Source organism: Streptomyces sp. NPDC058663 (assembly GCF_042716745.1).
Classification (GTDB): domain Bacteria; phylum Actinomycetota; class Actinomycetes; order Streptomycetales; family Streptomycetaceae; genus Streptomyces.
The window spans coordinates 18,771-41,876 of sequence record NZ_JBHXRV010000068.1; the positions used below are offsets into that span (position 1 = coordinate 18,771).

Below are 23,106 nucleotides of genomic sequence, written 5' to 3' on the forward strand. Positions count from 1 at the left end.
CGGCGGTGGGCTGCCGTTACGGCTTGCTCGCCGGGTGAGCGGCGGGCTGCCGCTACGGCTTCGTTCCCTCCGCGTCCCCGCCCGCCAGCGGGTCGTTGGCCCCGCCGTCGCCCGCGCCGCCGTCGTCGGCCGCACCACCCGGGGCAGCACCGCCCGGAGCCGCACCACCCGGGGCAGCGCCACCCGGAGCCGCGCCTCCCGGAGCCGCACCGCCGTTGTCGGCCGCGCCACCCGGAGCCGCACCGCCCGGAGCCGCACCGCCGTTGTCGGCCGCACCACCCGGAGCGGCACCACCGTCCGGCGGGTCGGTCACCGGGGGATCGGTCGGAGTGGTCGGCTTGTTGGTCGGCGCGGTCGTCGCCTTGCCGGTCGGGCGCTTGGTGTACTTGCCGCCGGAGGGCGGGTAGTCACCGGTGCCGCCACCGGTCACGGTGGCCTTGCCGGTGTCGCCGTCGTTGCCGCCGGGCGTCTCGTCGTCCTTGGTGGGAGAGGGCGAGTTCTCGGTTTTGGAGGGGGTGCTGGAGACGCTCGGCTTGTCCTTCTTCGGATCCGGCGTATCGCCCCCCAGCCCCTTCACCGCGAACGCCACACCGCCCGCGATCGCCAGGATCGCCAGGATCGCGAAGATCCACATCTTGCCCCGGCTCGTGCCGCCCCGGTCGTCGTACCCGTCGTCGTAGGAGCCGTCGTTCGGGTTCCTCGGCGGGAGCATGGCGCCGCCCTGCCGGAACTGCGAGGTGTCGCCGTGCTGCGGGTGACCCATCGCGGTCGTCGCCGCGACGCCGTGGGCGGGCGTGTAGCCGCTCTCGTGCATCTCGACGGGGCCGGTGTTCCAGGTGCCGGTGTGGCTGCCCTGCTGCTGGAGCATCTGGAGGCCGTACTGGACGAGCCCGCGCATCTCCTCGGCGCTCTGGAACCGGTCGTCCGGGTCCTTCGCCAGGGCGCGCATCGCCAGCCCGTCGAGCTCCGGAGGCGCCACGTCCGACATCTCGGAGGGCGGCACCGGAATGTCCTGGACGTGCTGGTAGACCACCGACAGCGGCGTCTCGCCCATGAAGGGCGGCCGCAGGGCGAGCAGTTCGTACAGCAGGCAGCCGGTCGCGTACAGGTCGGAGCGGTGGTCGACGGCCTTGCCGAGCGCCTGCTCGGGGGAGAGGTACTGCGGGGTACCCATGACCATGCCGGTCTGCGTCATCGTCGACTGCACACCGTGCAGGGCGCGCGCGATGCCGAAGTCCATCACCTTGACCGCGCCGCCGTGCGTGATGATCACGTTCGCGGGCTTGATGTCACGGTGCACGATGCCGTGCTGGTGGCTGTACGCGAGGGCCTCCAGCACGCCGGAGACGATGATCAGCGCCTGCTCGGGGCCCGGGGCCTCCGCGTTGAGGAGCAGGTCACGGATGGTGTTGCCCTCGACGAGCTCCATCACGATGTACGGGACGAGGTTGCCGCCGATGCGGTCCTCGCCCGAGTCGTACACGGCGACCACGGCATGGTGGTTCAGGCCGGCGACCGACTGTGCCTCGCGGGTGAAGCGGGCCTTGGCGACCGGGTCCTCGGCGAGGTCGGAGCGCAGCAGCTTCACCGCGACCGTACGGCCGAGCCGTACGTCCTCGGCGGCGAAGACCTCGGCCATACCGCCTCGGCCGAGCCGATGCGTCAGCCGATAACGGCCATCGCCGACAAGTCCGCCCATACCGAACGATTCCGGCAGGTCAGACACTCCACCGCCGGTGTCCTCGGGTTCGGGTGCCATCAGTCCTCGCCGTCATCATCTGTCCGCGTCCCCGGGTGACCTTTCGGTCGGGTGCCCGGGTCGCGGTGGTCCATGGTTCTCCGCCACGTCACGCTACAGCCTTGCGCGAGGCGCACCTTCTCCGAGATGGACCTGCCATCAAAACCGTTGCGCCTGTACCCGTGCAAATTGCCCACCCCCCAGCCCGCTCCGCATAACACTTCCGCGACCGTTCCTTGCGCGTACGGTCACGGAACGGGCACCTCGCTTGACGTGTCCGTGCCCTCGGGCAGACTTGGCCGGTAATGAGGGATGATCGCGGATTGTCGCGGCACGCACGACATCGGCACAAGCACCGCACGCGCACGCGTGCGTGCACCGGACGCCCGTGCACGCACCGGAACAACGGCCAGAACAACGGACTGACGCGGAACCACCGCGCCGAGGGGGATGCACAGTCATGAGCCAGGACGGCACGCAGGGCCGGTACGCGGGCGGCTCGGTGGCAGGTGGTCGGTACCAGCTCCGCGACCTGCTCGGCGAGGGCGGAATGGCCTCCGTCTATCTGGCCTACGACTCGGCGCTCGACCGCCTGGTCGCGATCAAGACGTTGCATACGGAACTTGGGCGCGAAGCGGCGTTCCGCGAACGCTTCCGGCGCGAGGCCCAGGCAGTGGCCAAACTCTCGCACACCAACATCGTCTCGGTCTTCGACACCGGCGAGGACGACCTTGGCGGCGCGCAGATGCCGTACATCGTCATGGAGTACGTCGAGGGCAAGCCGCTCGGCTCGGTGCTCCAGGCCGACATCGACAGCTACGGCGCGATGCCCGCCGACAAGGCGCTGAAGATCACCTCGGACGTGCTGGCGGCGCTGGAAACCAGCCACGAGATGGGCCTGGTCCACCGCGACATCAAGCCGGGCAACGTGATGATGACCAAGCGCAACGTGGTCAAGGTCATGGACTTCGGCATCGCCCGTGCGATGCAGTCCGGCGTCACCTCGATGACCCAGACCGGCATGGTCGTCGGCACCCCGCAGTACCTCTCGCCCGAGCAGGCCCTGGGACGCGGCGTGGACGCCCGCTCCGACCTGTACTCGGTCGGCATCATGCTGTTCCAGCTGCTCACCGGGCGGCTGCCGTTCGAGGCCGACTCGCCGCTGGCCATCGCGTACGCCCACGTCCAGGAGGAACCGGTCGCCCCGTCCTCCATCAACCGGACGATTCCGCCGGCCGTCGACGCGCTCGTCGCCCGCGCGCTGAAGAAGAACCCGAACGAGCGCTTCCCCAGCGCCGCCGCGATGGCCGACGAGTGCGCCCGGGTGCTCTCCACGGTGCAGCCGGGCGCCGCCCCGGTGATCGTGCCGGGCAGCGGACCGGCCCAGGGCAGCGGTTCGGGCGTCGGCTCCGCCGTCTTCCCGCCGGTCGACCAGAGCGGCGGTTACCCGCAGGGCAACGTGCAGACGCCGTACCAGCCGCCGACCCCCGGGCCGAGCCCGTACGGCCCCGCGACCCCGGCGCCGATGCCCACCCCCGCGCCCGCGTACGGGTATCCGCACCAGGGCTACGCGGCGCCCACCCCGGCCCCGGCGCCGGCCGCGTACACGGTGCAGCACCCGGCTCCGGCCCCGCCCGCGAAGAAGAACAACCTGCCGATGGTCATCGGCGCGATCGTGGTGGCGCTGCTCGCGATCGGTGGCGTGGTCTACGCCCTGCAGCCGACGGACAAGCCGGAGGACAAGCCGCAGGCGAACGAGTCGGCCGGCCAGGAGGCGGGTTTCAGGGGGCCGGACCGGTCCAAGACCATCAAGAGCACGGAGTGCACCAACCCGGACGAGAACTCGAACGACCCCGCCAAGGTCGACACCCCGGACTTCATCTACAAGAACGTCCGCTCCGTGAAGGAGTGCCTCCAGGCCGCGGGCTGGCGGTTCAAGGAGGTGCCGACGGACGAGAACCAGTGGGGCCAGGAGTCGGTCATCGACCAGTTCCCGCGCGGTGGCTCGCCGATGGACCCGGAGAAGACGACCATCGAGCTGACGGTCTCGACGGGCAACCCCGCCAAGTAACTCCCTCTGCACGGCCCGGCACACTGCGATGCGCGGTGTGCCGGGCCGTTCTGCATACGTCGGTCCGGATGCCCGTTCTGTAGCGGTATGTGACGCTGAGTTCTCGATGGCTCGATAGCTCGATGGCTCGATGGCTCGATGGCTCGATGGCTCGATGGCTTCGGTGATACCGGACGGGAGGCGGTCGCCCGATGATCCCCAGGCTCCGTACGCGGTGCACCGCCCTCCTGGCGGCCGCCCTGCTGTGGTGCGCCCTTCCCGACCGGGCGTACGCGGCGGACCCGGCGACTCCGGCCGCACGGGAGGCCGAACCCGCCGCACGCGGCACGGCGGAGCCCGCGCCCGGACGCCTCGCGGGGCGGCAGGCCGGGGCGGGCCGGATCCGGCCGGGCCGCGCGTGGGAGCCGCACGAGCTGCTCCGTCCGGCCCCGGTGTCCGTACCGCGGACCCTGCCTTCCCCACGGCCCCCCGCCAGCCGTCCCGCCACCCGTCCGCGGGTACGGCAGAGCACGGGTCCCGCGCGGGTGCGGCAGGCCGCCCCGGAACCGTTCTCGCTCGGCTTCAGGCCGCTGCCACTGGGGGCCGGGATCGTTCTGGTGGGGCTGGGGCTGGGGTTCCTGGCGATGCGGCTGCGCCGGCAGTAGGGGCGGCCGGACCTGCACGTGCACCCTGCCCAGGCTTGCCAGCAGAGGCATACTCGGTATACATACTGAGTATGTCGATCCGCCACGGGCTCCTCGCCCTCCTCGAGCAGGGCCCCCGGTACGGCTCCCAGCTGCGTACCGAATTCGAGTCCCGTACCGGCGCCACCTGGCCCCTGAACGTCGGACAGGTCTACACGACGCTCAGCCGCCTGGAGCGCGACGGCATGGTCGTCCCGGACGGCGACGACGACGCGGGACACCCGCTGTACGCGATCACCGACACCGGACGCGAAGAGCTGCATCAGTGGTTCGAGCGGCCCGTCGACCGCACCAGCCCGCCCCGCGACGAACTGGCCATCAAGCTCGCCATGGCCGTCGGCGCACCCGGCGTCGACATCAGGGCGGTCATCCAGGCCCAGCGCCACGCCACCTTGAAGGCCATGCAGGACTACACCCGGCTCAAGGCCCAGGCCCTGGTCGCCGTCGAGTCCAGCAGCGGCCGGGGGAGCGACCGGAGCCGCGACGACGTGGCGTGGCTGCTCGTCCTGGAGCAGCTGATCTTCCAGACCGAGGCCGAGGCGCGCTGGCTCGACCACTGCGAGTCCCGGCTCGTCCGGCTCTCCGCCACGGCCGTGCGGGGAGCCACCGCGCCCCAGGCCGAACCCGGCGCGGCCGCCCCCGCAGGCTCCACCACTCGCGCGCGCACCGGCCGCCGCTGACCCCGGCGGCCGGACGACCCCCGGCCGCCCCGCAGGACCCGACTTCCGTACCACCGCCACGCCACACTCGTGCCGCGCGGCCCTTCCAGGGGGGACCCCACCACCATGCCCGACCAGTCCCATCAGCCCCAGGCGTCACAGCAGCCCGTGCTGCAACTGGAGCAGCTGACCCGCGTGCACGGCAGCGGCGCCACCGAGGTGCACGCCCTGCGCGGCGTGAACCTCTCCGTATACCCCGGCGAGCTCGTCGCCGTCATGGGCCCCTCCGGGTCCGGCAAGTCGACCCTGCTCACCATCGCGGGCGGCCTCGACAGCCCGACCTCGGGCCGTGTCGTGGTCGAAGGCACCGACATCACCCAGGTCAGCCGCAAGGAACTGGCCGCCCTGCGCCGCCGCAGCATCGGTTACGTCTTCCAGGACTACAACCTCATACCGGCGCTGACCGCCGCCGAAAACGTCGCCCTGCCCCGCGAGCTCGACGGCATGTCCGCCCGCAAGGCCCGCGTGTTCGCGCTGGCCGCGCTGGAGGAGATGGACCTCGGCCACCTCGCCGACCGCTTCCCCGACGAGATGTCCGGCGGCCAGCAGCAGCGGGTGGCCATCGCCCGCGCCCTGGTCGGCGACCGCCGGCTGGTCCTCGCCGACGAGCCGACCGGCGCCCTGGACTCCGAGACGGGCGAGTCCGTGCTCGCCCTGCTCCGCTCGCGCTGCGACGCGGGCGCGGCCGGCATCCTGGTCACCCACGAGCCGCGCTTCGCGGCCTGGGCGGACCGGGTGGTCTTCCTGCGCGACGGCTCCGTCGTCGACGAGACCATGCGCAGCGACGCCGAATCCCTGCTCGCGTCGAGCGCCACGGGCACCGGTTTCGGCCCCACCGGTCAGGCGGGCGCCAAGTGACCGGCTGGTACCACTCCTGGCTCGCGGCGATCCGCATCGCCCGCCGTGACGCCTGGCGCTCCAAGGGCCGCAGCATCCTGGTCCTCGCCATGATCGCGGTGCCGATCCTCGGTGTCAGCGCCGTCGACGTGACCCTGCGCAGCGCGGAACTGTCCACCGCACAGAAGCTCGACCGCGAGCTGGGCGCCGCCGACGCCCAGCTGACCGACCCGGGCTACGGCGGACTGCCCGTGATGCAGCCGCCGGACGCACGGCAGCGGGGCGCGGAGCCCGTCGAGGGCTTCGACGCGTACCGCACCAAGCCCTTCCCCGACGGCAAGGCGGACATCACCAAGGCCGTCCCCGCGGGCGCCAAGGTCCTCACCGACACCGCCGCGATGACCCGGCTGCGCACCACACACGGTCTGCTCGACACCGAGGTCCGCGAGGTCAAGGCCGCCGACCCGATGATGACGGGCATCTACGCGCTGACCGACGGCCGCTTCCCCGAGAAGGCAGGCGAGGTCGCCGCGACCGAGCACTTCCTGGAAGCCAGCGGGCTGAAGATCGGCGACACCGTCACCGCCCGCGCCCTCGACACCAAGTACACCCTGGTCGGCGCCTACGAGCTGCCCAGCAGTCTCGCCTCCGACCAGGTCATCGCCCCGCCGGGCACCTTCGTCGCGCCGCTGAACCAGGCACTGAAGAAGTCCGGGCTGCCCGAGGTCGCCGGCGTCAACTCGTACTTCGTCTCCGTCGGCGGCGACGGTTTCACGTGGAACATGGTCAAGGCCGCCAATGCCAAGGGCATCCAGGCCGACTCCCGGTCCGTGATCCTCTCCCCGCCGCCGGACTCCGACGTCCCGTTCTTCAAGAAGAACGGCACCGGGCAGATGGACTACGGCAACCAGACCGAGCAGCTGCTCATGATCGCCGCGACCATCGTCGTCCTGGCCCTGCTGGAGATCTGCCTGCTGGCCGGGCCCGCCTTCGCGGTGGGCGCCCGGCGCTCACGCCGCCAGCTCGGTCTGGTCGGTGCCAACGGCGGCGACCGCCGTCACATCCGGGCCATCGTGCTCTCCGGTGGCCTGGTCATCGGTGTCGCGGCGGCGATCATCGGCACCGCCCTGGGCATCGCCCTGACGCTCGCCCTGCAACCGGTCCTCGAAGGCGTCATGGGACAGCGGTTCGGCACGTTCACGCTGCGCCCGCTGGAGCTGCTCGGCATCGCCCTGGTGGCCGTACTCACCGGTCTGCTGGCCGCGATCGTGCCCGCGGTCACCGCGTCCCGGCAGTCCGTACTGACCTCGCTCACCGGCCGCCGAGGCGTCCGAAGGGCCAACCGGGTACTGCCTGTCATCGGTCTGGCCGCCGTCGCACTCGGCGCCGCGATCGCCCTGTACGGGTCGATGGCCAGCGACAGCTACCTCCTGGTCGCGGGCGGCAGCGCCCTCGCCGAGCTGGGTGTGGTCGCGCTGACCCCGGTGCTGGTCGGCGCGTTCGGGCGGATAGGCGGCTGGCTCCCGCTCTCCCCCCGGCTCGCCCTGCGCGACGCGGTGCGCAACCGGGGACGTACGGCACCCGCCGTCGCCGCGGTGCTGGCCGCCGTCGCCGGAACCGTCGCGGTGGCCACGTACGCCGCCAGCGACGAAGCCAAGGACCGCGCCGACTACATGGCGCAGCTCCCGCACGGCAGCGGTTATGCCACAACCGACGAGGCGGGCGGCCGCGATGTGCCCGCGATCCGCTCGGCCGTGCAGGCGAACACCTCGCTCGACGTACTCGCCGACCTGCGGCGCATCGTCGTCGGCAGCAAGAACTGCACCACCTACAGCGAAGAGAAGGAGTGCGGCCAGTTCCAGATCGTCGTGCCCAAGTCCAACCGGTGCCCGCTGTACGAGGGCCCCAACGGCCCCGAGGCGTTCCCGGTCGCCGAGCGGCGCAAGCTGGCCGCCGACTGGCGCTGCGCCCGCCCCCACGAAGGCGGCACCGCACCCTCCGCGAACGGCGTGACCATCGGTGACGAGAACGCACTCAAGGCACTCGGCATCACCGACCCCGGCGTGACCGCCGCTCTCAAGCAGGGCAAGGCCGTCTCCTTCGACCGGGGCAACGTCGTCAACGGCAAAACCGGCATCCGCCTCATCACCGACCGCAAGAAGGCCGAGGAGGCCTCCGCAGCCAACAAGGACGCCCCGGGCGAGGTACGGGAACTGCCGGTCCACCTGGCGCCGAAGAACGTCAACGCCTACGGCCTCCAGCTGCTGGTGCCGCCGTCGTTGGCCGAGTCCGCCAAGTTCACCACCGTGCCGTTCGGGGTGCTCTTCTCCACCTCCGCGCTGCCCAGCACCGAGCAGACCCAGTCCCTCACCGCGGCCTTCGACAAGGTCGGCCTGCAGGGCGGGATGATGGGCGGCTGGTTCATCGAATCCGGGTACAAGAGCGAGAACAGCATCGTGATGCTGGCTCTCGCCGTGTTCGCCGGACTGGTCACCATCGGTGCGGCCGGTATCGCCACCGGGCTCGCCCAGGCCGACGCCGAACCCGATCTGAAGACCCTCTCCGCGGTCGGCGCACCGCCCCGGGTGCGCCGCACCCTCAGCGGGTTCCAGTGCGGGACGGTCGCCCTGATGGGTGTGGTCCTCGGTTCGGCGGCGGGTGTGCTGCCCGCCGTCGGGCTGATCCTCACCCAACAGCGGGCGAACGAGGCCGGCTACCAGGAGAACCTCGACCAGGGCTGGGCGGGCGCCCCGTCGACGGAGCTTGCCGTCGTCATCCCGTGGGAGACGCTGGCCGGACTGCTGGTCGTCGTGCCGCTCGGCGCGGCGCTCCTGGCGGCGCTGGTCACCCGCTCCCGGGGCGCGCTGGCCCGGCGGGCGGAGGCCTGAGCCCGGCCGCCTGACAGAAGTTGTGCCCCCGTACGAAGGTGGATCACCCTTGTGCGGGGGCACACCCACGTGTGAAGCACGTGTACGAGAGAATGCCGGTATGGAGATGCCGAGGAGTGAACGGTCGCAGGAAAGCCCCCAGGTCCTGGTCGTCGGACAGGATCAGATGGCGATCGGCGGCGGTGACGACGAGTCGCGCGAGGTGCCTGTGACGGACATGGTGGAACAGCCCGCAAAGGTCATGCGGATCGGCAGCATGATCAAGCAGCTCCTGGAGGAAGTCCGTGCGGCTCCCCTGGACGAGGCGAGCCGGGTACGGCTCAAGGACATTCACGCCAGCTCCGTGAAGGAGCTGGAGGACGGGCTCGCCCCCGAGCTCGTCGAGGAACTGGAGCGCCTTTCGCTGCCCTTCACCGAGGAGGCCATCCCCTCCGAGGCGGAACTGCGCATCGCGCAGGCTCAGCTGGTGGGCTGGCTCGAAGGGCTCTTCCACGGCATCCAGACCGCGTTGTTCGCCCAGCAGATGGCCGCCCGCGCCCAGCTGGAGCAGATGCGCCGGGCACTGCCGCCCGGTTCCTCGCACGAGGACGACGAGGGCGACGGCCCCATGGCGGCCCGCACGGGCGGCCCGTACCTGTAGGCCGACACCCCGGGCGCAGCGCCTGCGGCCTGGCTGCCCTGCCACGGCTACGGCCCGGCTTCTTCGCGTACGGAGGTGAAGAAGCCGGGCCGGCCGCTGTCCTGGCCCGCTCAGGGCGTGGTGAGCAGGATCTTGCCGATGTGGCTGCCTTCGTCCAGCGCCCTGTGCCCCTCGGACGCCTGGTCCATCGGGAAGATCCGGTCGACCACCGGACGCACCCGGCCCGCGGCAATCATCGGCCAGACGTGTTCGCGGACGGCCGCCACGATGGCAGCCTTCTCGCCCAGCGGGCGGGCGCGCAGCGAGGTCGCCGTGATCGCGGCGCGCTTGCGCAGCAGGGCGTTGAGGTTGAGCTCGCCCTTCACCCCGCCCTGGAGGCCGATGATGGCGAGCCGGCCGCTGGTGGCGAGCGCCTTCACGTTCTGGTCGAGGTACTTGGCGCCGATGATGTCGAGGATGACGTCCGCGCCCGCCCCGTCGGTGGCCTTGCGCAGCTCCTGCACGAAGTCCTGCTCGCGGTAGTCGATCAGGATGTCCGCGCCCAGCTCCGCGCAGCGCGCCAGCTTCTCGGGCCCGCCGGCCGTGACGGCCACGCGGGCGCCGACGGTCTTGGCGAGCTGGATCGCCATGGTGCCGATGCCGCTGGCACCGCCGTGCACGAGCAACGTCTCGGTGGGCCGCAGATGGGCGATCATGAAGACGTTCGACCAGACGGTGGCGGTGACCTCGGGCAGGGCCGCCGCGGTCACCAGGTCCACTCCTTCGGGCACCGGCAGCAACTGCCCGGCCGGTACGACGACCTTCTGCGCGTATCCGCCGCCCGAGAGCAGCGCGCACACCTCGTCGCCGACCGTCCAGCCGTGCACGCCCGCGCCCAGAGCCGCGATGCGGCCCGAGCACTCCAGGCCTGGATAGCGGGAGGCGCCCGGCGGCGGGTCGTAGAAACCCTGCCGCTGCAGCAGGTCGGCGCGGTTGACGGCGCTCGCGGCGACCTCGACGAGGACCTCTCCCTCGTTCGGGACGGGGTCGGGGACCTCCGCCCAGACGAGTGCCTCGGGGCCACCGGGTTCAGGGATCGTGATCGCATGCATGGCCACGAAACTACCCCCGGTGGCTGTGATCAGTCCGAGGAGCCCCGCCGACAGCCCGGACCGGTGAACCGGTGTCTATTCCGGCGGGCTGAGTCTGACGCTGTCGGTGCGCGCCGACTCGGGGGTCGCGCGGACGATCGAGATCACCCGGTCCGTGCTCTGGAGCGGGCTGGCCTTCGGATCGTCGTAACCGAGCAGCTGATGTCCGCGCAGCACGCTCACCACCAGGTCCTCCGTCTCCCGGACGCTCTTGCCGACCTCGCTCTTTATGACAGGGCGCTCGACCAGGTCGAGACCGCTGCCCTGCTGGATCAGGTCCTCCATCACCGTGCCCGCGCTCGGGCTGAGCACGGAGAGACCGAGCAGCCGGCCCGCCGCACTCGCACTGGTGATGACGGCGTCCGCCCCGGACTGGCGCAGCAGCGGCGCGTTCTCCTCCTCCCGTACCGCGGCGACGATTTTCGCGCCGCGGTTGAGCTGCCGGGCGGTGAGGGTGACGAGGACCGCGGTGTCGTCGCGCTGGGTGGCGATGACGATCTGCCGGGCCCGCTGGAGTTCGGCCCGCAGCAGTACGTCACTGCGGGTCGCGTCGCCCACCACACCGGTCAGGCCCTCGGCGTTGGCCGTCTCGATGACCTTGGCGCTCGGGTCGACGACGACCATCTGCTCCTTCTTCATGCCGGTCGCGAAGAGGGTCTGCATCGCGGACCTGCCCTTCGTACCGAATCCGATGACGACGGTGTGGTCGCGCAACTGGGACCTCCAGCGATTCAGCCGGAACTCTTCGCGGGTCCGCTCGGTGAGGACTTCGAGAGTGGTACCGACGAGGATGATCAGGAACAGCACGCGCAACGGCGTCACGAGCAGCACGTTGCTGAGCCGTGCGCCGTCGCTGTACGGGACGATGTCGCCGTACCCCGTGGTGGAGAGGGTGACGGTCGAGTAGTAGACGGCGTCGAGGAGATCCACGCCGCCGTCGGAGTTGTCGTGGTAGCCGTCGCGGTCGATCCAGACGATCAGCACGGTCACCGCGAGGACCACCATGGCCATCAGCAGGCGCCTGGCGACCTGCCGCAACGGGCGCTCGACCTCCCGCTTGGGAAGCTTCACCGGGGCGGTGTGCAGATGCTCGTCGGCCGCACGGGCCATGGCGTCGTCGCCTGGCAGTTTCACGTGAAACATCCTTCGCTCGGGCCCATGGCCTCTTCGGCGCAGCGTCGTTGGCAGCGTTTCACGTGAAACATCCTTCGGCCCACGGCAGGTCGAGGATCTCCAGTACGTCCCCGGCGCGTGCCCCGCCGGGCGGCACGACGGCCAGCCCGTCGGCCGCCGCGATCCCGCGCAGCATCGCCGGACCGTTGTAGTGCAGCGGTACCGCGTGCTCGGCGCCGGTCCGGTGGTCGGCGCGGTGGGTGACGGGCACGAGCCGGGTGGAGAGGGGGTGGCCGGGGATCCCGTCGCGCACGGACGCCCGGTACGGCTCGGGGGCAGGCCGGTGCGCCAGGGCACGCAGCAGCGGCTCGGCCAGCGTGAGCAGCCCGGACACCGCGGCCAGGGGGTTTCCCGGCAGTCCCACCAGGTGCGTGTCGGGGGCGAGGCGGGCAAGCAGCATGGGGTGGCCGGGGCGCACTGCGACGCCGTCGACGAGGAGTTCGGCGCCGGTCTGGGCGGCCGCGGCGAGGAACGGCCTGACATGGTCGACCGGTCCCGCCGCCGTACCACCGGTGGTGACGATCACATCGGCCTCGGAGCCCAGAATCGCCTTGCGCAGGGCCTGCGGATCGTCGCCCAGACAACGGGTGTCGAGGACTTCGGCGCCCAGCGCACGCAGCCAGGGGGCGAGCAGCGGGCCGAGCGCGTCCCGGACCATGCCGTCGCGCGGCAGCCCCGCGGTCAGCAACTCGTCGCCCAGAACGAGCACTTCCACGGTCGGCCGGGGAACCGTCAGCAGCTCGTCGTATCCGGCGGCGGCCGACAGCCCCAGTACGGCCGGGGTCACCACGGAACCGGCGGAAAGCAGACGGTCGCCGGTGCGGCACTCCTGACCACGGGGGCGGATGTCCTGACCGGGGATCACCTCGTGACGTGCGGAGAGCCGCAGCTTGGCCTCGTCGGCGTGGGCGTGCTCGCTGCGGATCACGGCGGTTGCCTCGGCGGGGATCCGGGCCCCGGTGGCGATACGGACGGCCTCACCGTCGGACAGGGGGACGGCGGTGGCGCGGCCGGCGAGGATGCCGTCGCCCGCCCGGAAGTCCCACGGCCCCGGACCCGCGACGGCCCAGCCGTCCATGGCGGAGGTGTCGAAGGACGGCAGGTCGGTGAGGGCTTCCAGCGGCTCCGCGAGCACCTGGCCGAGTGCTCGGTCCAGGGGTACGCGGCGGGGTCGGGCGGGCGCGCCGCGCCCGGCGCGGGACGCGGTGGCGCGGGCTTCCGCCCAGGGGGTGGCTGCGGGGTGGGCGGGGGCGGCGGGGGGCGCGGAGGCTCCGGTGTGGGCATTTCCGGCACGGGCGGGGCCGTGGGCGGAGTCGGCTGCGGCGGCGGGGGCGGCGGGGGTGTGCGGCGGGTCCGCCGGTGCCGGGCCGGCCCCGGTGCTTGCGCTCGGGCTCGGGACGGCGGGCTGCTCGCGGCTCACCAGGGCGAGGGCCTGCTCGATGCCGTCGATCTCTCCGTGCTCCGGCCCTTTCATGCCTGGTCCGCCCCGGTGGCGCCGGGGGCGCCCCCGGCCCGTGCGTCGGCCGAAGCGCCACCAGAAGAGGTGCCTGGCGGGGCATCGGCGGCACCAGCGGGGGAGGCGCCTGGCGGGGTGCCGGCGGCAGGGCCGGGTGCGCTGCCTGCCGGGGTGGCGGCCTGCTGCGACTCCGCCACCCAGCGGGCGGCCAGGCCTGTGGCCTTGCGGACGGCTTCGGCGACGGCCTCCGGGCCCCCGCCGGCGGCCCGCCCGGCCGCGTATCCGACCAGGAACGTCGTCAGAGGGGCGGCGGGTCGGGCGACGCCGTGCGCGGCGTCGCGCGCGAGGTCGAGGAGGAGGGGGATGTCGACGTCGAGATCGACACCGAGTTCGTCCTTGACTGCGGTGATCCATTCATCCAGCACGTGCCCATGCTCCCTGATCCGGGCGCGGGCCGCCGCGATGTCCTCCCAGGTGTCGCAGTCGAAGGAGGCCGAGGGGGTGGCGGCGGTGACGCGGACGAGGAAGAGTCCGGCGGTGAGCGCGCGGAGCGGGAGCCCCGCCAGGGTGCCGTACTCCGCTGTCAGCACGGCGAGTTCACGGTGCAGTGCTGCCGCCCGGTAAACGGCGACGAGCGGCTGGTCGCGTCCTGTCGCGTCGACGAGCAAGGCGCCTTCCGCCTCGCGCGCGTCCACCGGCTCTTCCAGGGCCCGTACGAGCGCCGCCACCGTCGCACGGTCGACGAAGGGCAGGTCCACGGAGAGCACCAGGATGAGCGGCGCACCGGTTTCCCTCACCCCGGCGCCGAGCGCCGCGAGCGGCCCGCCACCGGGCGGCTCTTCCCGCGCCCACGTCACGGAACGGGACGTGGGCCGGTGCCCGCCGACCACCACCGTCGTACCGGCCGCCCCACAAGCTGTCAGCACCCTGTCGATCAGCGGCCTTCCGCCCACCCGCACCGCAGCCTTGTCCACCCCGCCGAGCCGCCGCCCGGCACCACCCGCCAGAACGACCGCATCGTACGCGACCGCTTCCGGGGCACTCATCGCACTCATGCACCGAAGTATGTACGGCCCGCCGCTCCCTGCGAGCGACGCCCCTGCGGGCCCGACGCGCCGTACGGCGGGCCCGCAGGGGCAAGGAGGTCAGAGCGTGCGCAGCAGCAGCTCCGGGTGTTCCACACAGTCGGCGACGAACCGCAGGAAGCCTCCGGCCGTGCCGCCGTCACAGACCCGGTGGTCGAAGGTGAGGGACAGCTGAACCACCTGCCGGACCGCCAGCTCTCCCTCGTGCACCCACGGCTTGGGCACGATGCGGCCGACACCGAGCATCGCCGCCTCCGGGTGGTTGATGATCGGCGTGGAGCCGTCGACACCGAACACGCCGTAGTTGTTGAGCGTGAAGGTGCCGCCGGTCAGCTGGGCCGGAGTGAGTTTGCCGGCCCGGGCCGACTCGGTGAGCCGTACCAGCTCCTCGCCCAGCGACTCCACGTTGCGGGTGTGGGCGTCGCGCACCACCGGGACGACCAGGCCCCGTTCCGTCTGGGCGGCGAAGCCGAGGTGCACGCCGGGCAGCCGCACCACTTCGCGCGCCTCGGTGTCCACAGTGGAGTTGAGCTCGGGGAACCGGGCGAGGGCCGCCGTGCAGATGCGGGCGAGCAGCGCCAGGACGGAGACCTTCGGGCCACCGCCCACACTGTTCATCGCCGCCCTGGCCGCCATCAGCGCCGTCGCGTCGGCGTCGACCCAGCAGGTGGCGTCCGGTATCTCGCGTCGGCTGCGGGACAGCTTGTCGGCGACCGCACCGCGCACCCCCTTGAGCGGAATGCGCTCACCGGACACGGCGGCCACGGGGCGTGGGGCCGCTGCGGGCGTTGCCGACACCGCGGCGGGCTCCGGCTGCCGTATCGCCCGCTCCACGTCGGTCCGGAGAATGAGCCCCTCCGGCCCCGACCCGTCCAACTGCCGCAGATCCACCCCGTTTTCGCGCGCCAGGCGCCGCACGAGGGGCGAAATCACCGGCACGGGCCCGGCGTATCCCCCGCCCGGCACGGACCCCACGTACGCATCCGGAGCCGGGGAGGCGGTCTCCGTCGGCATCACGGGGGCCGGGGAGACAGGCTCCATCGGCCTCACGGGGGCCGGAGCTGCGAGGGCACCCTCCAGCCGTACCCGGCGGCGGCGCGCCGCCGGTGCCGTGGTGCCGTAACCGACCAGCACATTGCCCGAGCCCGCGTCCGGGGTGGCGCCGGTGCCTAGGGAGGCGCCGGTGCTTGGGGTGGCGCCGGTGGCCGAAGGCGCCCCCGCCCCTGTGTCCCGGCCGCCGCTGCGGCCCCCGGCAACAGGCCCCGCACCGTCCGCCGCCGACGTCGCTGTTGCTCCTGTTGTCACAGTTGCCGCTGTTGCCGCTGTTGCCGCTGTTGCCCTCGCAACTGATGGGGCGTCCGCGCCGACCGCCACCGTCAGCAGCGGTGACCCCACCGGCAGTTCCGTGCCCTCCTCACCGAAGCGGGCGGTGACCACGCCCCCGTACGGGCACGGCACCTCCACCATCGCCTTGGCCGTCTCCACCTCGACCACCGGTTGGTCGACGGCGACGACGTCGCCCACGTCCACCAGCCAGCGCACGATCTCCGCCTCGGTCAGTCCCTCGCCGAGGTCCGGCAGCTTGAATTCCAGTACCTGGGCCATGTCACGCCTCCCACTGGAGCCGCGCGACCGCGTCCAGCACCCGGTCGACACCGGGCAGGTGGTGGCGCTCCAGCATGGGCGGCGGATAGGGGATGTCGAGGCCCGCCACTCGCAGCACGGGAGCCTCCAGATGGTGGAAACAGCGCTCCGTGACGCGGGCGGCGATCTCACCGCCGGGCCCACCGAAACCGGTGGACTCGTGGACGACGACCGCACGGCCGGTGCGCCGTACCGAAGCGGTCACCGTCTCGTCGTCGAACGGGACCAGCGAGCGCAGATCGACGACCTCCAGGTCCCAGCCCTCCGCCGTGGCCGCCTCGGCGGCCTCCAGGCACACCGGAAGTGAGGGCCCGTAGGTGATCAGGGTGGCGCTCCGGCCGGGTCGCCGCACGACCGCCCGGCCTATCGGTGCGACGGCGGCCGGCGCCTGGGGCGACCAGTCGGCCTTGGACCAGTACAGCCGCTTGGGCTCCATGAAGACCACCGGGTCGTCGGAGGCGATGGCCTCGCGCAGCAGCCCGTAGGCGTCCTCGACAGTTGCCGGGGTGACGACGTGCAGGCCAGGGGTGGCCATGTAGTACGCCTCGGAGGAATCGCTGTGGTGCTCGACTCCGCCGATGCCACCGCCGTACGGAATCCGGATGGTCAGCGGCATCGGCAGGGCGCCGCGCGTACGGTTGCGCATCTTGGCGACATGGCTGACGAGCTGCTCGAACGCCGGGTAGGCGAAGGCGTCGAACTGCATCTCGACGACCGGCCGCAGCCCGTACATCGCCATGCCGACGGCCGCGCCGAGGATCCCCGCCTCGGCCAGCGGCGTGTCCGTACACCGGTCCTCGCCGAACTCCTTGGCCAGTCCGTCGGTGATCCGGAAGACTCCGCCGAGCGCGCCGACGTCCTCGCCCATGACGTGCACCGTCGGGTCCTCGGCCATCGCGTCGCGCAGCGCCCGCTGGAGGGCCTGGGCCATGCTCGCGGGTTTCGCCGCCGCCTTCTTCTCGGCCACGGTGGTCATCGCCCCGCACCTTCCGCTTCGTTCTCGGCCTCGGCGTCGAGCTCGGCCCGCAGCCGGGCCTCCTGCTCCCGGAGCGGGCCGGTCCGCTCCGCGTACACATGGGTGAAGAGGTCCATCGGGTCGAGCTCGGCGTCCGCGTTCATCCGGGCCCGCAGGTCGGCGGCCATCGTTTCGGCGGCCTCCTTGGCCTCCTGTATGCCGGTGTCGTCCAGCAGGCCGCGCTCCAGCAGTTCCCGCTCCAGCAGGAGGATCGGGTCGTGGTCGCGCCAGGCTTCCACCTCGGCGTCCCCCCGGTAACGGGTCGCGTCGTCGGCGTTGGTGTGGGCTTCCATGCGGTACGTCACGGCCTCGATCAGCGTGGGGCCGCCGCCACGCCGGGCCCGCTCCACGGCATCGGACAGCACTTCGTGCATCGCCGCCGCGTCGTTCCCGTCGACCAGCCGGCCCGGCATTCCGTATCCGACGGCCTTGTGCGCGAGGGAGGGGGCGGCGGTCTGTTTGGCCAGCGGTACGGAGATCGCGAAGCCGTTGTTCTGCACCAGGAAGACGACCGGGGCCTGCCAGACGGCGGCGAAGTTCAGCGCTTCGTGGAAGTCGCCCTCGCTGGTGCCGCCGTCGCCGACCAGTGCCAGCGCGACGACGTCGTCACCCTTGAGCCGGGCGGCGTGGGCGAGTCCCACCGCGTGCGGCAGCTGGGTCGCCAGCGGGGTGGACAGCGGAGCTATCCGCACCTCGCGCGGGTCGTACCCGGTGTGCCAGTCGCCACGCAGCAGCGTCAGTGCCTGTACGGGGTCCAGGCCGCGCGCCACGGCGGCGAGTGTGTCGCGGTACGAGGGGAAGAGCCAGTCCTGCTCCTTCAGCACCAGCGCCGCAGCCACCTCACAGGCCTCCTGGCCGGTGCTGGAGGGGTAGACGGCGAGCCTGCCCTGCCGGGTGAGGGCGGTGGCCTGCGCGTTGTACCTCCGGCCGCGCACCAGCTCGGCGTACAGCCGGCGCATCAGCGCGGGGTCGAGCCCGTCGGCCGAAGGGGTGCCGAGCACCCGGTACGGCTCGGGGTCGGGGAGCAGCGGGGCGGGGTCGGTCCGGGGCTTCCAGGCCGGGGGCGGGCTGGGCCGGTAGGCCGTGCTGCCCGGCATCTCTTGAATCGTCACGACGAACACCTCCTCTTGGGGGCGGGACACAAGCGGCGCGAAGCGGTCGGAGGGAACGCCGGGTCTCGGATCCCGAGATGTGGCGCGTCTCACCTACCGATTGTTCGGTCGTGGATGCAGTTTGGCTACAGGCGGCGTTGCCCTGTGGACAAACGGTTCTTCTCAGCCTGGGATGGGAACAGGACGTCCATGATGGGGAGGCGGGGACGCATGCCAGCTGAACAAATGGCCGGATCGGGTGACGGTTTTCGCGGGAATCCCGGAGATGTCCACAGGCCGGAGACCCCGGCCAGGCCCCTGGACGCCATCGACCAGGACATCCTGCGCATGCTCAGGACCGACGGCCGGGCCTCGATACGGTCGGTCGCCGAACGGGTCCATGTGTCGCGGGCCAATGCCTATGCGCGGATCAACCGGCTCCTCGACGACGGCGTGATCCGCGGCTTCAGCGCCCGCGTGGACCATGAAAGGGCAGGCCAGGGCGCCTCCGCCTACATCACCCTGAAGATCGTTCAGAATTCCTGGCGGACTGTCCGCGAGGAATTGCAGGCACTGCCGGGGGCCACCCACATCGCGTTGGTCAGCGGCGACTTCGACGTCCTGCTGCTGGTGCACACCCCGGACAACAGAACGCTGCGCGAACTGGTCCTGACGAAGATCCAGGCCATCCCCGAGGTGCTGAGCACCCGCACCCTGCTGGTCTTCGAGGAGACGGACCTGGACCCCCAGGACTGAACCCGCGCGGCCGGGGCCCGTCCGCGGATCAGCCGGTGCGCAGCCCGTCGAAGGCCATCCGCACCAGGGTGTCCACCAGCTGGTCCTGCTCCGCCACCCCTTCGGGGTGCGGCCGGTACCACTCCACCAGTGAGTTGATCATCCCGAAGAGCAGCCGGGTGGCCAGCCGGATGTCCACGTCCGCCCGCAGGTCCCCGTCGGCGGCGGCCGCCTTCAGCAGGTCGGCCACCCGCTGGTCGAACTCACGGCGCCGCTCCAGCGCCCATCGCTCGGTCTGGGTGTTGCCGCGCACCCGCAGCAGGAGGGTGACGTACGGCAGTTCCGTCATCAGCACCTCGACGGTGCGCCGGGTGACGTACTCGACCCGTTCGACGGCCCGCCCGCACTGTGCCCGCGGCTCGTCCAGGATGGCGAACAAGCCGTCCAGCGCCCGGCTGACCGCCCGCCGCAGCAGCTCTTCCTTGCCTGCGACGTGGTGGTAGATCGAGGACTTGGAGATTCCGGCGGCCTTGGACAGATGCTCCATCGACGTGCCGTCGTAGCCGCGCTCGTTGAAGACGCGGACGGCCACGGCGAGCAGCGTCTCGGGGGTGTACGTGTCCCGCTTGCCGACGACGCCGCGGTCCGCGCCGGCGCGCTCCGTGGTGGTCATGCGGACTGCTCCTGCTCTGCGTACCCCTGCCGGTAGTGCGCCAGGGAGGGTGCGTAACGGCCGGTGGGGCAGCGGGCGTGCAGCGCGGTGAGCAGATCGAAGGACCAGTCGCCGGTGAGGTCACGCCCCCATTCCAGCGGTCCGCGCGGATAGCTGACGCCCAGCCGCATCGCGGTGTCGATGTCCTCGGAGGAGGCCACGCCCTTCGCGACGGCGTCCAGCGCCAGGTCGACGAGCATCGCCACGGTTCGCCCGACGATCATGCCGGGCATGTCGCCGATGACGCTGACATCCTTGCCCAGCGCCTGGAAGAGGCCGACGGCCTCCTGAAGGGTCTGCTCGGACACGTCGTTGGAGGCGGACAGGGCGATGCGGGTGGCGGCCCGGTAGTCGAGGGCGAGGTCGAAGTAGACGACGTCGCTGTACTCGACGGAGGTGTTGCCGTCGACGAGGGAGAGCTGTCCGCCGCCCGGCAGCCCGATGTACGCGCCGTCCGCGGACACCTTCGTGACCTCGATGCCGTCCGCCTCCTCCAGCATCGTGATGACTTCGGCGGCCGGCCCGAAGTCCCCGGCGGCGGTGATCCGTGCGGGGGCGGCCTGCGGCGCGGCGGTGTGCGGGGCGGGCCGCTCCTGCCCTTCGCCGTACGGGAACCAGCCGTGCCCGGTCTTCCTGCCGAGCCGCCCCGATTCGACCAGTCGCCGCTGCGGCAGCGAGGGCACGAACTTGGGGCTCTGGTGGAACGCCTCCCAGACGGAACGCGAGACGGCCTCGTTGACGTCCTGCCCGATCAGGTCGGTCAGCTCGAAGGGGCCCATCCGGAAGCCGCCGGACTCGCGCAGTACGGCGTCGATGGTGGCCGGGTCGGCGGCCTGCTCCTCGTACACCGCGAAGGCCTCGGCGTAGAAGGGGCGGGCGATCCGGTTGACCAGGAATCCCGGGGTGTCGGCGCAGCGGACAGGCGTCTTCCCCCAGGCGAGCACCGTGTCGTACGCGCGCGTGGCGGCGTCCTCGTCGGTCGCGAACCCGCTGACGACCTCGACGAGCGGCAGCAGCGGCGCCGGGTTGAAGAAGTGCATGCCGACGAAGCGCCCGGGGTGCTTGAGCCCTCCGGCGATCGCGGTGACGGACAGCGAGGAGGTGTTCGTGGCGAGCAGACAGTCGCCGGCGACCAGCTCCTCGAGGGAGCGGAACAGCTGCTGCTTCACCGGCAGCTGTTCCACGATCGCCTCGACGACGAGCGCGGCCCCGGAAAGGTCCCTCAGGTCGTAGGCGGGGTTCAGCCGCCCCAGCGCTTCCTGTGCCTCGGCCCGGTCGAGGCGCCCCTTCTCCACCAGTCGCTCGACACGCGCACGCAGCGCGGTGTCGGCCGCGGCGGTGCGCTCGGCGTCCACGTCGAAGAGGAACACGGGGTGTCCCGCCATGAGGGCGACCTGGGCGATGCCCTGGCCCATGGTCCCCGTGCCGACGACGGCGACGGTGCGGGCGCGCTCGATTGCTGTCATGCGGCCAATCCTCCCGGACATGCGGTGCAGGGCTTTGCATCGGCCCCCTTGTCCCGACCGATCGTTCGGTTACTCTAACTTCTGTCCGCCTCTTTCCGCCCGCCTCCGCCCGTCGAGGAGTTGGTCCGCCGCCATGCAGTCGTCCCGGAAACTGACAGAGCTGACCGAGGCCCACCGGCCCACACTGGACAAGGCCCTCGACGCGATCCGCACCCGCGAGTACTGGTCGCCACACCCCGAACATCCGAAGGCGTACGGGGAGAGCGCGGCCGCGGACGGCCTCGCCGCGTTCGAGGCGCTGAAGGACAACCGCTTCGACCTGGGCGACCAGCCCGGCACCGACGGCTGGGTGGGCGGCTCCGCCGCCGAGGAGGGCGAGGTCTCGCCCTACGGCCCCGCGCTGGGTGTCTCGTACCCGCACGCCGACATCGACGTGCTGCTGCCCGCGATGCGCGCCGGCATGGGTGCCTGGCGGGACGCCGGCCCGGAGGCCCGAGCCATGGTCTGTCTGGAGATCCTGGCCAGGATCAGCGCCCGTACCCACGAATTCGCGCACGCGGTCATGCACACCAGCGGACAAGCCTTCATGATGGCGCTGCAGGCGGGCGGCCCGCACGCCCAGGACCGCGGGCTGGAAGCGGTGACGTACGCCTACGCGGAGCAGACCCGGGTCCCGGGGTCGGCCGAATGGTCGAAGCCGCAGGGCAAGCGCGACCCGCTCAACCTGTCGAAGTCCTTCACGGCCGTCCCGCGGGGCATCGCCCTGCTGATCGGCTGCAACACCTTCCCCACCTGGAACGGCTACCCGGGCCTCTTCGCCTCGCTGGCCACCGGCAACCCGGTCCTGGTCAAGCCGCACCCGCGCGCCGTCCTACCGCTCGCCATGACGGTCAAGGCGGCCCGCGAGGTGCTCTCGGAGGCGGGCTTCGACCCGAACCTGATCGCACTGGCGGCCGAGCGGCCCGGCGAGGGCATCGCCAAGACGCTCGCCACCCGCCCCGAAATCAAGATCATCGACTACACGGGGTCGACAACCTTCGGTGACTGGCTGGAGGCCAACGCCCGTCAGGCACAGGTCTACACGGAGAAGGCCGGCGTCAACACGGTCCTCCTCGACTCCACCGACGACTACAAGGGCATGCTGTCCAACCTGGCCTTCTCGCTGTCCCTCTACAGCGGCCAGATGTGCACCACGCCGCAGAACCTGCTGATCCCCCGCGACGGCATCGTTACTGACGCGGGCCCGAAGTCGTACCACGACGTCGTGGAGGACCTCGCGAAGACGGTGGGCGGCCTGCTCGGCGACGACGCCCGCGCGAACGCGCTGCTCGGCGCGCTGGTCAACCCGGACGTGAAGGCCCGCCTGGACACCGCGGCCGGGCTCGGCGAGGTCGCCCTGGCCAGCCGGGAGATCAGCAACCCGGACTTCCCCGAGGCGACCGTCCGCACCCCCGTCATGGTGAAGCTGGACGGCGCCAAGCCGGACGCCGAGGCCGCGTACATGTCGGAGTGCTTCGGCCCGGTGTCCTTCGCCGTCGCCGTGGACTCCACGGACGACGCCCTCGCGCTGCTGCGCCGTACCGTCCGCGAGAAGGGGGCGATGACGGTCGGGGCGTACACCACCTCCCCGGACGTGGAGCGGGCCGTCGAGGAGGTCTGCCTGGAGGAGTCCGCGCAGCTCTCCCTCAACCTGACGGGCGGGGTCTACGTGAACCAGACGGCAGCCTTCTCCGACTTCCACGGCTCCGGCGGCAACCCGGCCGCGAACGCCGCGCTGTGCGACGCCGCCTTCGTCGCCAACCGTTTCCGGACGGTGGAGGTACGCCGCCAGGCCTGACCCGCACGTCTCGCACCACGCGCGCGACCCGAGATCGGATGCCGTGCCCCGAGCCCCCCAAGCCGGGTCACGGCATTCCTCGTTTCACGTGAAACACGTCGTTGTCGCAGCGCGGGGGCCCGGTTGACAATTAAAAAAAGCCCCCCCCGCGCGAATAAACCCACCCCCCCCCCCCCCGAAAATAAA

General features: G+C 71.8%; 18 protein-coding genes. 8 read left to right on the plus strand and 10 right to left on the minus strand.

What is annotated here, in order from left to right; translation table 11 throughout:
• Nucleotides 1–52: 52 nt before the first annotated feature.
• On the minus strand, nucleotides 53–1,759 hold the full coding sequence (locus tag ACFWVV_RS34350) for a protein kinase (protein WP_384354886.1): 1,707 nt from the start codon (nucleotides 1,757–1,759) through the stop codon (nucleotides 53–55).
• A gap of 439 nt (nucleotides 1,760–2,198) precedes the next feature.
• Here ACFWVV_RS34350 and ACFWVV_RS34355 point away from each other — a divergent pair, with 439 nt between their 5' ends.
• The 6 genes from ACFWVV_RS34355 (at nucleotide 2,199) to ACFWVV_RS34380 (ending at nucleotide 9,576) form a co-directional block, all read left to right on the plus strand.
• Entirely contained in the window at nucleotides 2,199–3,809 is a 1,611-nt protein-coding gene (locus ACFWVV_RS34355) for a protein kinase (RefSeq protein ID WP_384354884.1), read from the plus strand.
• 191 nt (nucleotides 3,810–4,000) lie between these two features.
• Nucleotides 4,001–4,453, plus strand: coding sequence for a hypothetical protein (locus ACFWVV_RS34360; RefSeq protein WP_384354882.1), 453 nt, complete (start codon nucleotides 4,001–4,003; stop codon nucleotides 4,451–4,453).
• 71 nt (nucleotides 4,454–4,524) lie between these two features.
• Nucleotides 4,525–5,172, plus strand: coding sequence for a PadR family transcriptional regulator (locus ACFWVV_RS34365; RefSeq protein ID WP_384354880.1), 648 nt, complete (start codon nucleotides 4,525–4,527; stop codon nucleotides 5,170–5,172).
• Between the two features lie 105 nt (nucleotides 5,173–5,277).
• Nucleotides 5,278–6,069, plus strand: coding sequence for an ABC transporter ATP-binding protein (locus ACFWVV_RS34370; RefSeq protein ID WP_384422885.1), 792 nt, complete (start codon nucleotides 5,278–5,280; stop codon nucleotides 6,067–6,069).
• Nucleotides 6,066–8,936 carry an ABC transporter permease gene (locus tag ACFWVV_RS34375; RefSeq protein ID WP_384347890.1) on the plus strand — a complete coding sequence of 957 codons (2,871 nt, stop codon included), beginning with the start codon at nucleotides 6,066–6,068 and terminating at the stop codon, nucleotides 8,934–8,936. Before ACFWVV_RS34370 ends, ACFWVV_RS34375 begins: the two co-directional genes overlap by 4 nt.
• A 100-nt stretch (nucleotides 8,937–9,036) precedes the next feature.
• Nucleotides 9,037–9,576 carry a bacterial proteasome activator family protein gene (locus tag ACFWVV_RS34380; protein WP_384347887.1) on the plus strand — a complete coding sequence of 180 codons (540 nt, stop codon included), beginning with the start codon at nucleotides 9,037–9,039 and terminating at the stop codon, nucleotides 9,574–9,576.
• A 110-nt stretch (nucleotides 9,577–9,686) separates the two neighbouring features.
• Here the strand turns inward: ACFWVV_RS34380 and ACFWVV_RS34385 are convergent, their stop codons facing one another.
• From ACFWVV_RS34385 to pdhA, 7 genes are all read right to left on the minus strand, one after another.
• Nucleotides 9,687–10,667 carry an NAD(P)H-quinone oxidoreductase gene (locus ACFWVV_RS34385; RefSeq protein ID WP_384347884.1) on the minus strand — a complete coding sequence of 327 codons (981 nt, stop codon included), beginning with the start codon at nucleotides 10,665–10,667 and terminating at the stop codon, nucleotides 9,687–9,689.
• A gap of 75 nt (nucleotides 10,668–10,742) precedes the next feature.
• Nucleotides 10,743–11,849 carry a potassium channel family protein gene (locus ACFWVV_RS34390; RefSeq protein WP_384347881.1) on the minus strand — a complete coding sequence of 369 codons (1,107 nt, stop codon included), beginning with the start codon at nucleotides 11,847–11,849 and terminating at the stop codon, nucleotides 10,743–10,745.
• A 49-nt stretch (nucleotides 11,850–11,898) separates the two neighbouring features.
• Nucleotides 11,899–13,353: a molybdopterin molybdotransferase MoeA gene (locus ACFWVV_RS34395; RefSeq protein ID WP_384347878.1), complete on the minus strand. Its 1,455-nt coding sequence runs from the start codon at nucleotides 13,351–13,353 to the stop codon at nucleotides 11,899–11,901.
• Complete coding sequence (locus ACFWVV_RS34400; protein WP_384347876.1) at nucleotides 13,350–14,390, minus strand: DUF6457 domain-containing protein; 1,041 nt, start codon at nucleotides 14,388–14,390, stop codon at nucleotides 13,350–13,352. The genes ACFWVV_RS34395 and ACFWVV_RS34400 overlap by 4 nt, the downstream gene beginning before the upstream one ends.
• Before the next feature lie 90 nt (nucleotides 14,391–14,480).
• A complete protein-coding gene (locus ACFWVV_RS34405) occupies nucleotides 14,481–16,025 on the minus strand; it encodes a dihydrolipoamide acetyltransferase family protein (protein ID WP_384347874.1) in 1,545 nt (514 codons plus the stop codon).
• A gap of 1 nt (nucleotide 16,026) precedes the next feature.
• The gene (locus ACFWVV_RS34410) at nucleotides 16,027–17,040 is read right to left on the minus strand and encodes an alpha-ketoacid dehydrogenase subunit beta (protein WP_384347871.1); all 1,014 of its coding nucleotides are present in this window, start codon (nucleotides 17,038–17,040) and stop codon (nucleotides 16,027–16,029) included.
• Nucleotides 17,037–18,191 carry a pyruvate dehydrogenase (acetyl-transferring) E1 component subunit alpha gene (pdhA, locus tag ACFWVV_RS34415; protein ID WP_384347868.1) on the minus strand — a complete coding sequence of 385 codons (1,155 nt, stop codon included), beginning with the start codon at nucleotides 18,189–18,191 and terminating at the stop codon, nucleotides 17,037–17,039. The genes ACFWVV_RS34410 and pdhA overlap by 4 nt, the downstream gene beginning before the upstream one ends.
• A gap of 225 nt (nucleotides 18,192–18,416) precedes the next feature.
• On the opposite strand from pdhA, the gene ACFWVV_RS34420 reads away from it, so the two are divergent.
• The gene (locus tag ACFWVV_RS34420; RefSeq protein WP_384347913.1) at nucleotides 18,417–18,926 is read left to right on the plus strand and encodes an Lrp/AsnC family transcriptional regulator; all 510 of its coding nucleotides are present in this window, start codon (nucleotides 18,417–18,419) and stop codon (nucleotides 18,924–18,926) included.
• 28 nt (nucleotides 18,927–18,954) lie between these two features.
• Here the strand turns inward: ACFWVV_RS34420 and ACFWVV_RS34425 are convergent, their stop codons facing one another.
• Together ACFWVV_RS34425 and ACFWVV_RS34430 are read right to left on the minus strand one after the other, a co-directional pair.
• On the minus strand, nucleotides 18,955–19,578 hold the full coding sequence (locus ACFWVV_RS34425; RefSeq protein ID WP_384347865.1) for a TetR/AcrR family transcriptional regulator: 624 nt from the start codon (nucleotides 19,576–19,578) through the stop codon (nucleotides 18,955–18,957).
• Nucleotides 19,575–21,083 carry a 3-hydroxyacyl-CoA dehydrogenase gene (locus ACFWVV_RS34430; RefSeq protein WP_384347862.1) on the minus strand — a complete coding sequence of 503 codons (1,509 nt, stop codon included), beginning with the start codon at nucleotides 21,081–21,083 and terminating at the stop codon, nucleotides 19,575–19,577. The genes ACFWVV_RS34425 and ACFWVV_RS34430 overlap by 4 nt, the downstream gene beginning before the upstream one ends.
• Before the next feature lie 133 nt (nucleotides 21,084–21,216).
• Here ACFWVV_RS34430 and paaN point away from each other — a divergent pair, with 133 nt between their 5' ends.
• Nucleotides 21,217–22,920, plus strand: coding sequence for a phenylacetic acid degradation protein PaaN (gene paaN / locus ACFWVV_RS34435; protein WP_384347860.1), 1,704 nt, complete (start codon nucleotides 21,217–21,219; stop codon nucleotides 22,918–22,920).
• Nucleotides 22,921–23,106 lie beyond the last annotated feature (186 nt).

Coding starts and splice junctions, on each gene's coding strand:
- ACFWVV_RS34350 (WP_384354886.1), bottom strand. CDS start 1,759: ATGGCACCCGAACCCGAGGACACCGGCGGTGGAGTGTCTGACCTGCCG.
- ACFWVV_RS34355 (WP_384354884.1), top strand. CDS start 2,199: ATGAGCCAGGACGGCACGCAGGGCCGGTACGCGGGCGGCTCGGTGGCA.
- ACFWVV_RS34360 (WP_384354882.1), top strand. CDS start 4,001: ATGATCCCCAGGCTCCGTACGCGGTGCACCGCCCTCCTGGCGGCCGCC.
- ACFWVV_RS34365 (WP_384354880.1), top strand. CDS start 4,525: ATGTCGATCCGCCACGGGCTCCTCGCCCTCCTCGAGCAGGGCCCCCGG.
- ACFWVV_RS34370 (WP_384422885.1), top strand. CDS start 5,278: ATGCCCGACCAGTCCCATCAGCCCCAGGCGTCACAGCAGCCCGTGCTG.
- ACFWVV_RS34380 (WP_384347887.1), top strand. CDS start 9,037: ATGGAGATGCCGAGGAGTGAACGGTCGCAGGAAAGCCCCCAGGTCCTG.
- ACFWVV_RS34385 (WP_384347884.1), bottom strand. CDS start 10,667: ATGCATGCGATCACGATCCCTGAACCCGGTGGCCCCGAGGCACTCGTC.
- ACFWVV_RS34390 (WP_384347881.1), bottom strand. CDS start 11,849: ATGTTTCACGTGAAACTGCCAGGCGACGACGCCATGGCCCGTGCGGCC.
- ACFWVV_RS34395 (WP_384347878.1), bottom strand. CDS start 13,353: ATGAAAGGGCCGGAGCACGGAGAGATCGACGGCATCGAGCAGGCCCTC.
- ACFWVV_RS34400 (WP_384347876.1), bottom strand. CDS start 14,390: ATGAGTGCGATGAGTGCCCCGGAAGCGGTCGCGTACGATGCGGTCGTT.
- ACFWVV_RS34405 (WP_384347874.1), bottom strand. CDS start 16,025: ATGGCCCAGGTACTGGAATTCAAGCTGCCGGACCTCGGCGAGGGACTG.
- ACFWVV_RS34410 (WP_384347871.1), bottom strand. CDS start 17,040: ATGACCACCGTGGCCGAGAAGAAGGCGGCGGCGAAACCCGCGAGCATG.
- ACFWVV_RS34420 (WP_384347913.1), top strand. CDS start 18,417: ATGGCCGGATCGGGTGACGGTTTTCGCGGGAATCCCGGAGATGTCCAC.
- ACFWVV_RS34425 (WP_384347865.1), bottom strand. CDS start 19,578: ATGACCACCACGGAGCGCGCCGGCGCGGACCGCGGCGTCGTCGGCAAG.
- ACFWVV_RS34430 (WP_384347862.1), bottom strand. CDS start 21,083: ATGACAGCAATCGAGCGCGCCCGCACCGTCGCCGTCGTCGGCACGGGG.
- paaN (WP_384347860.1), top strand. CDS start 21,217: ATGCAGTCGTCCCGGAAACTGACAGAGCTGACCGAGGCCCACCGGCCC.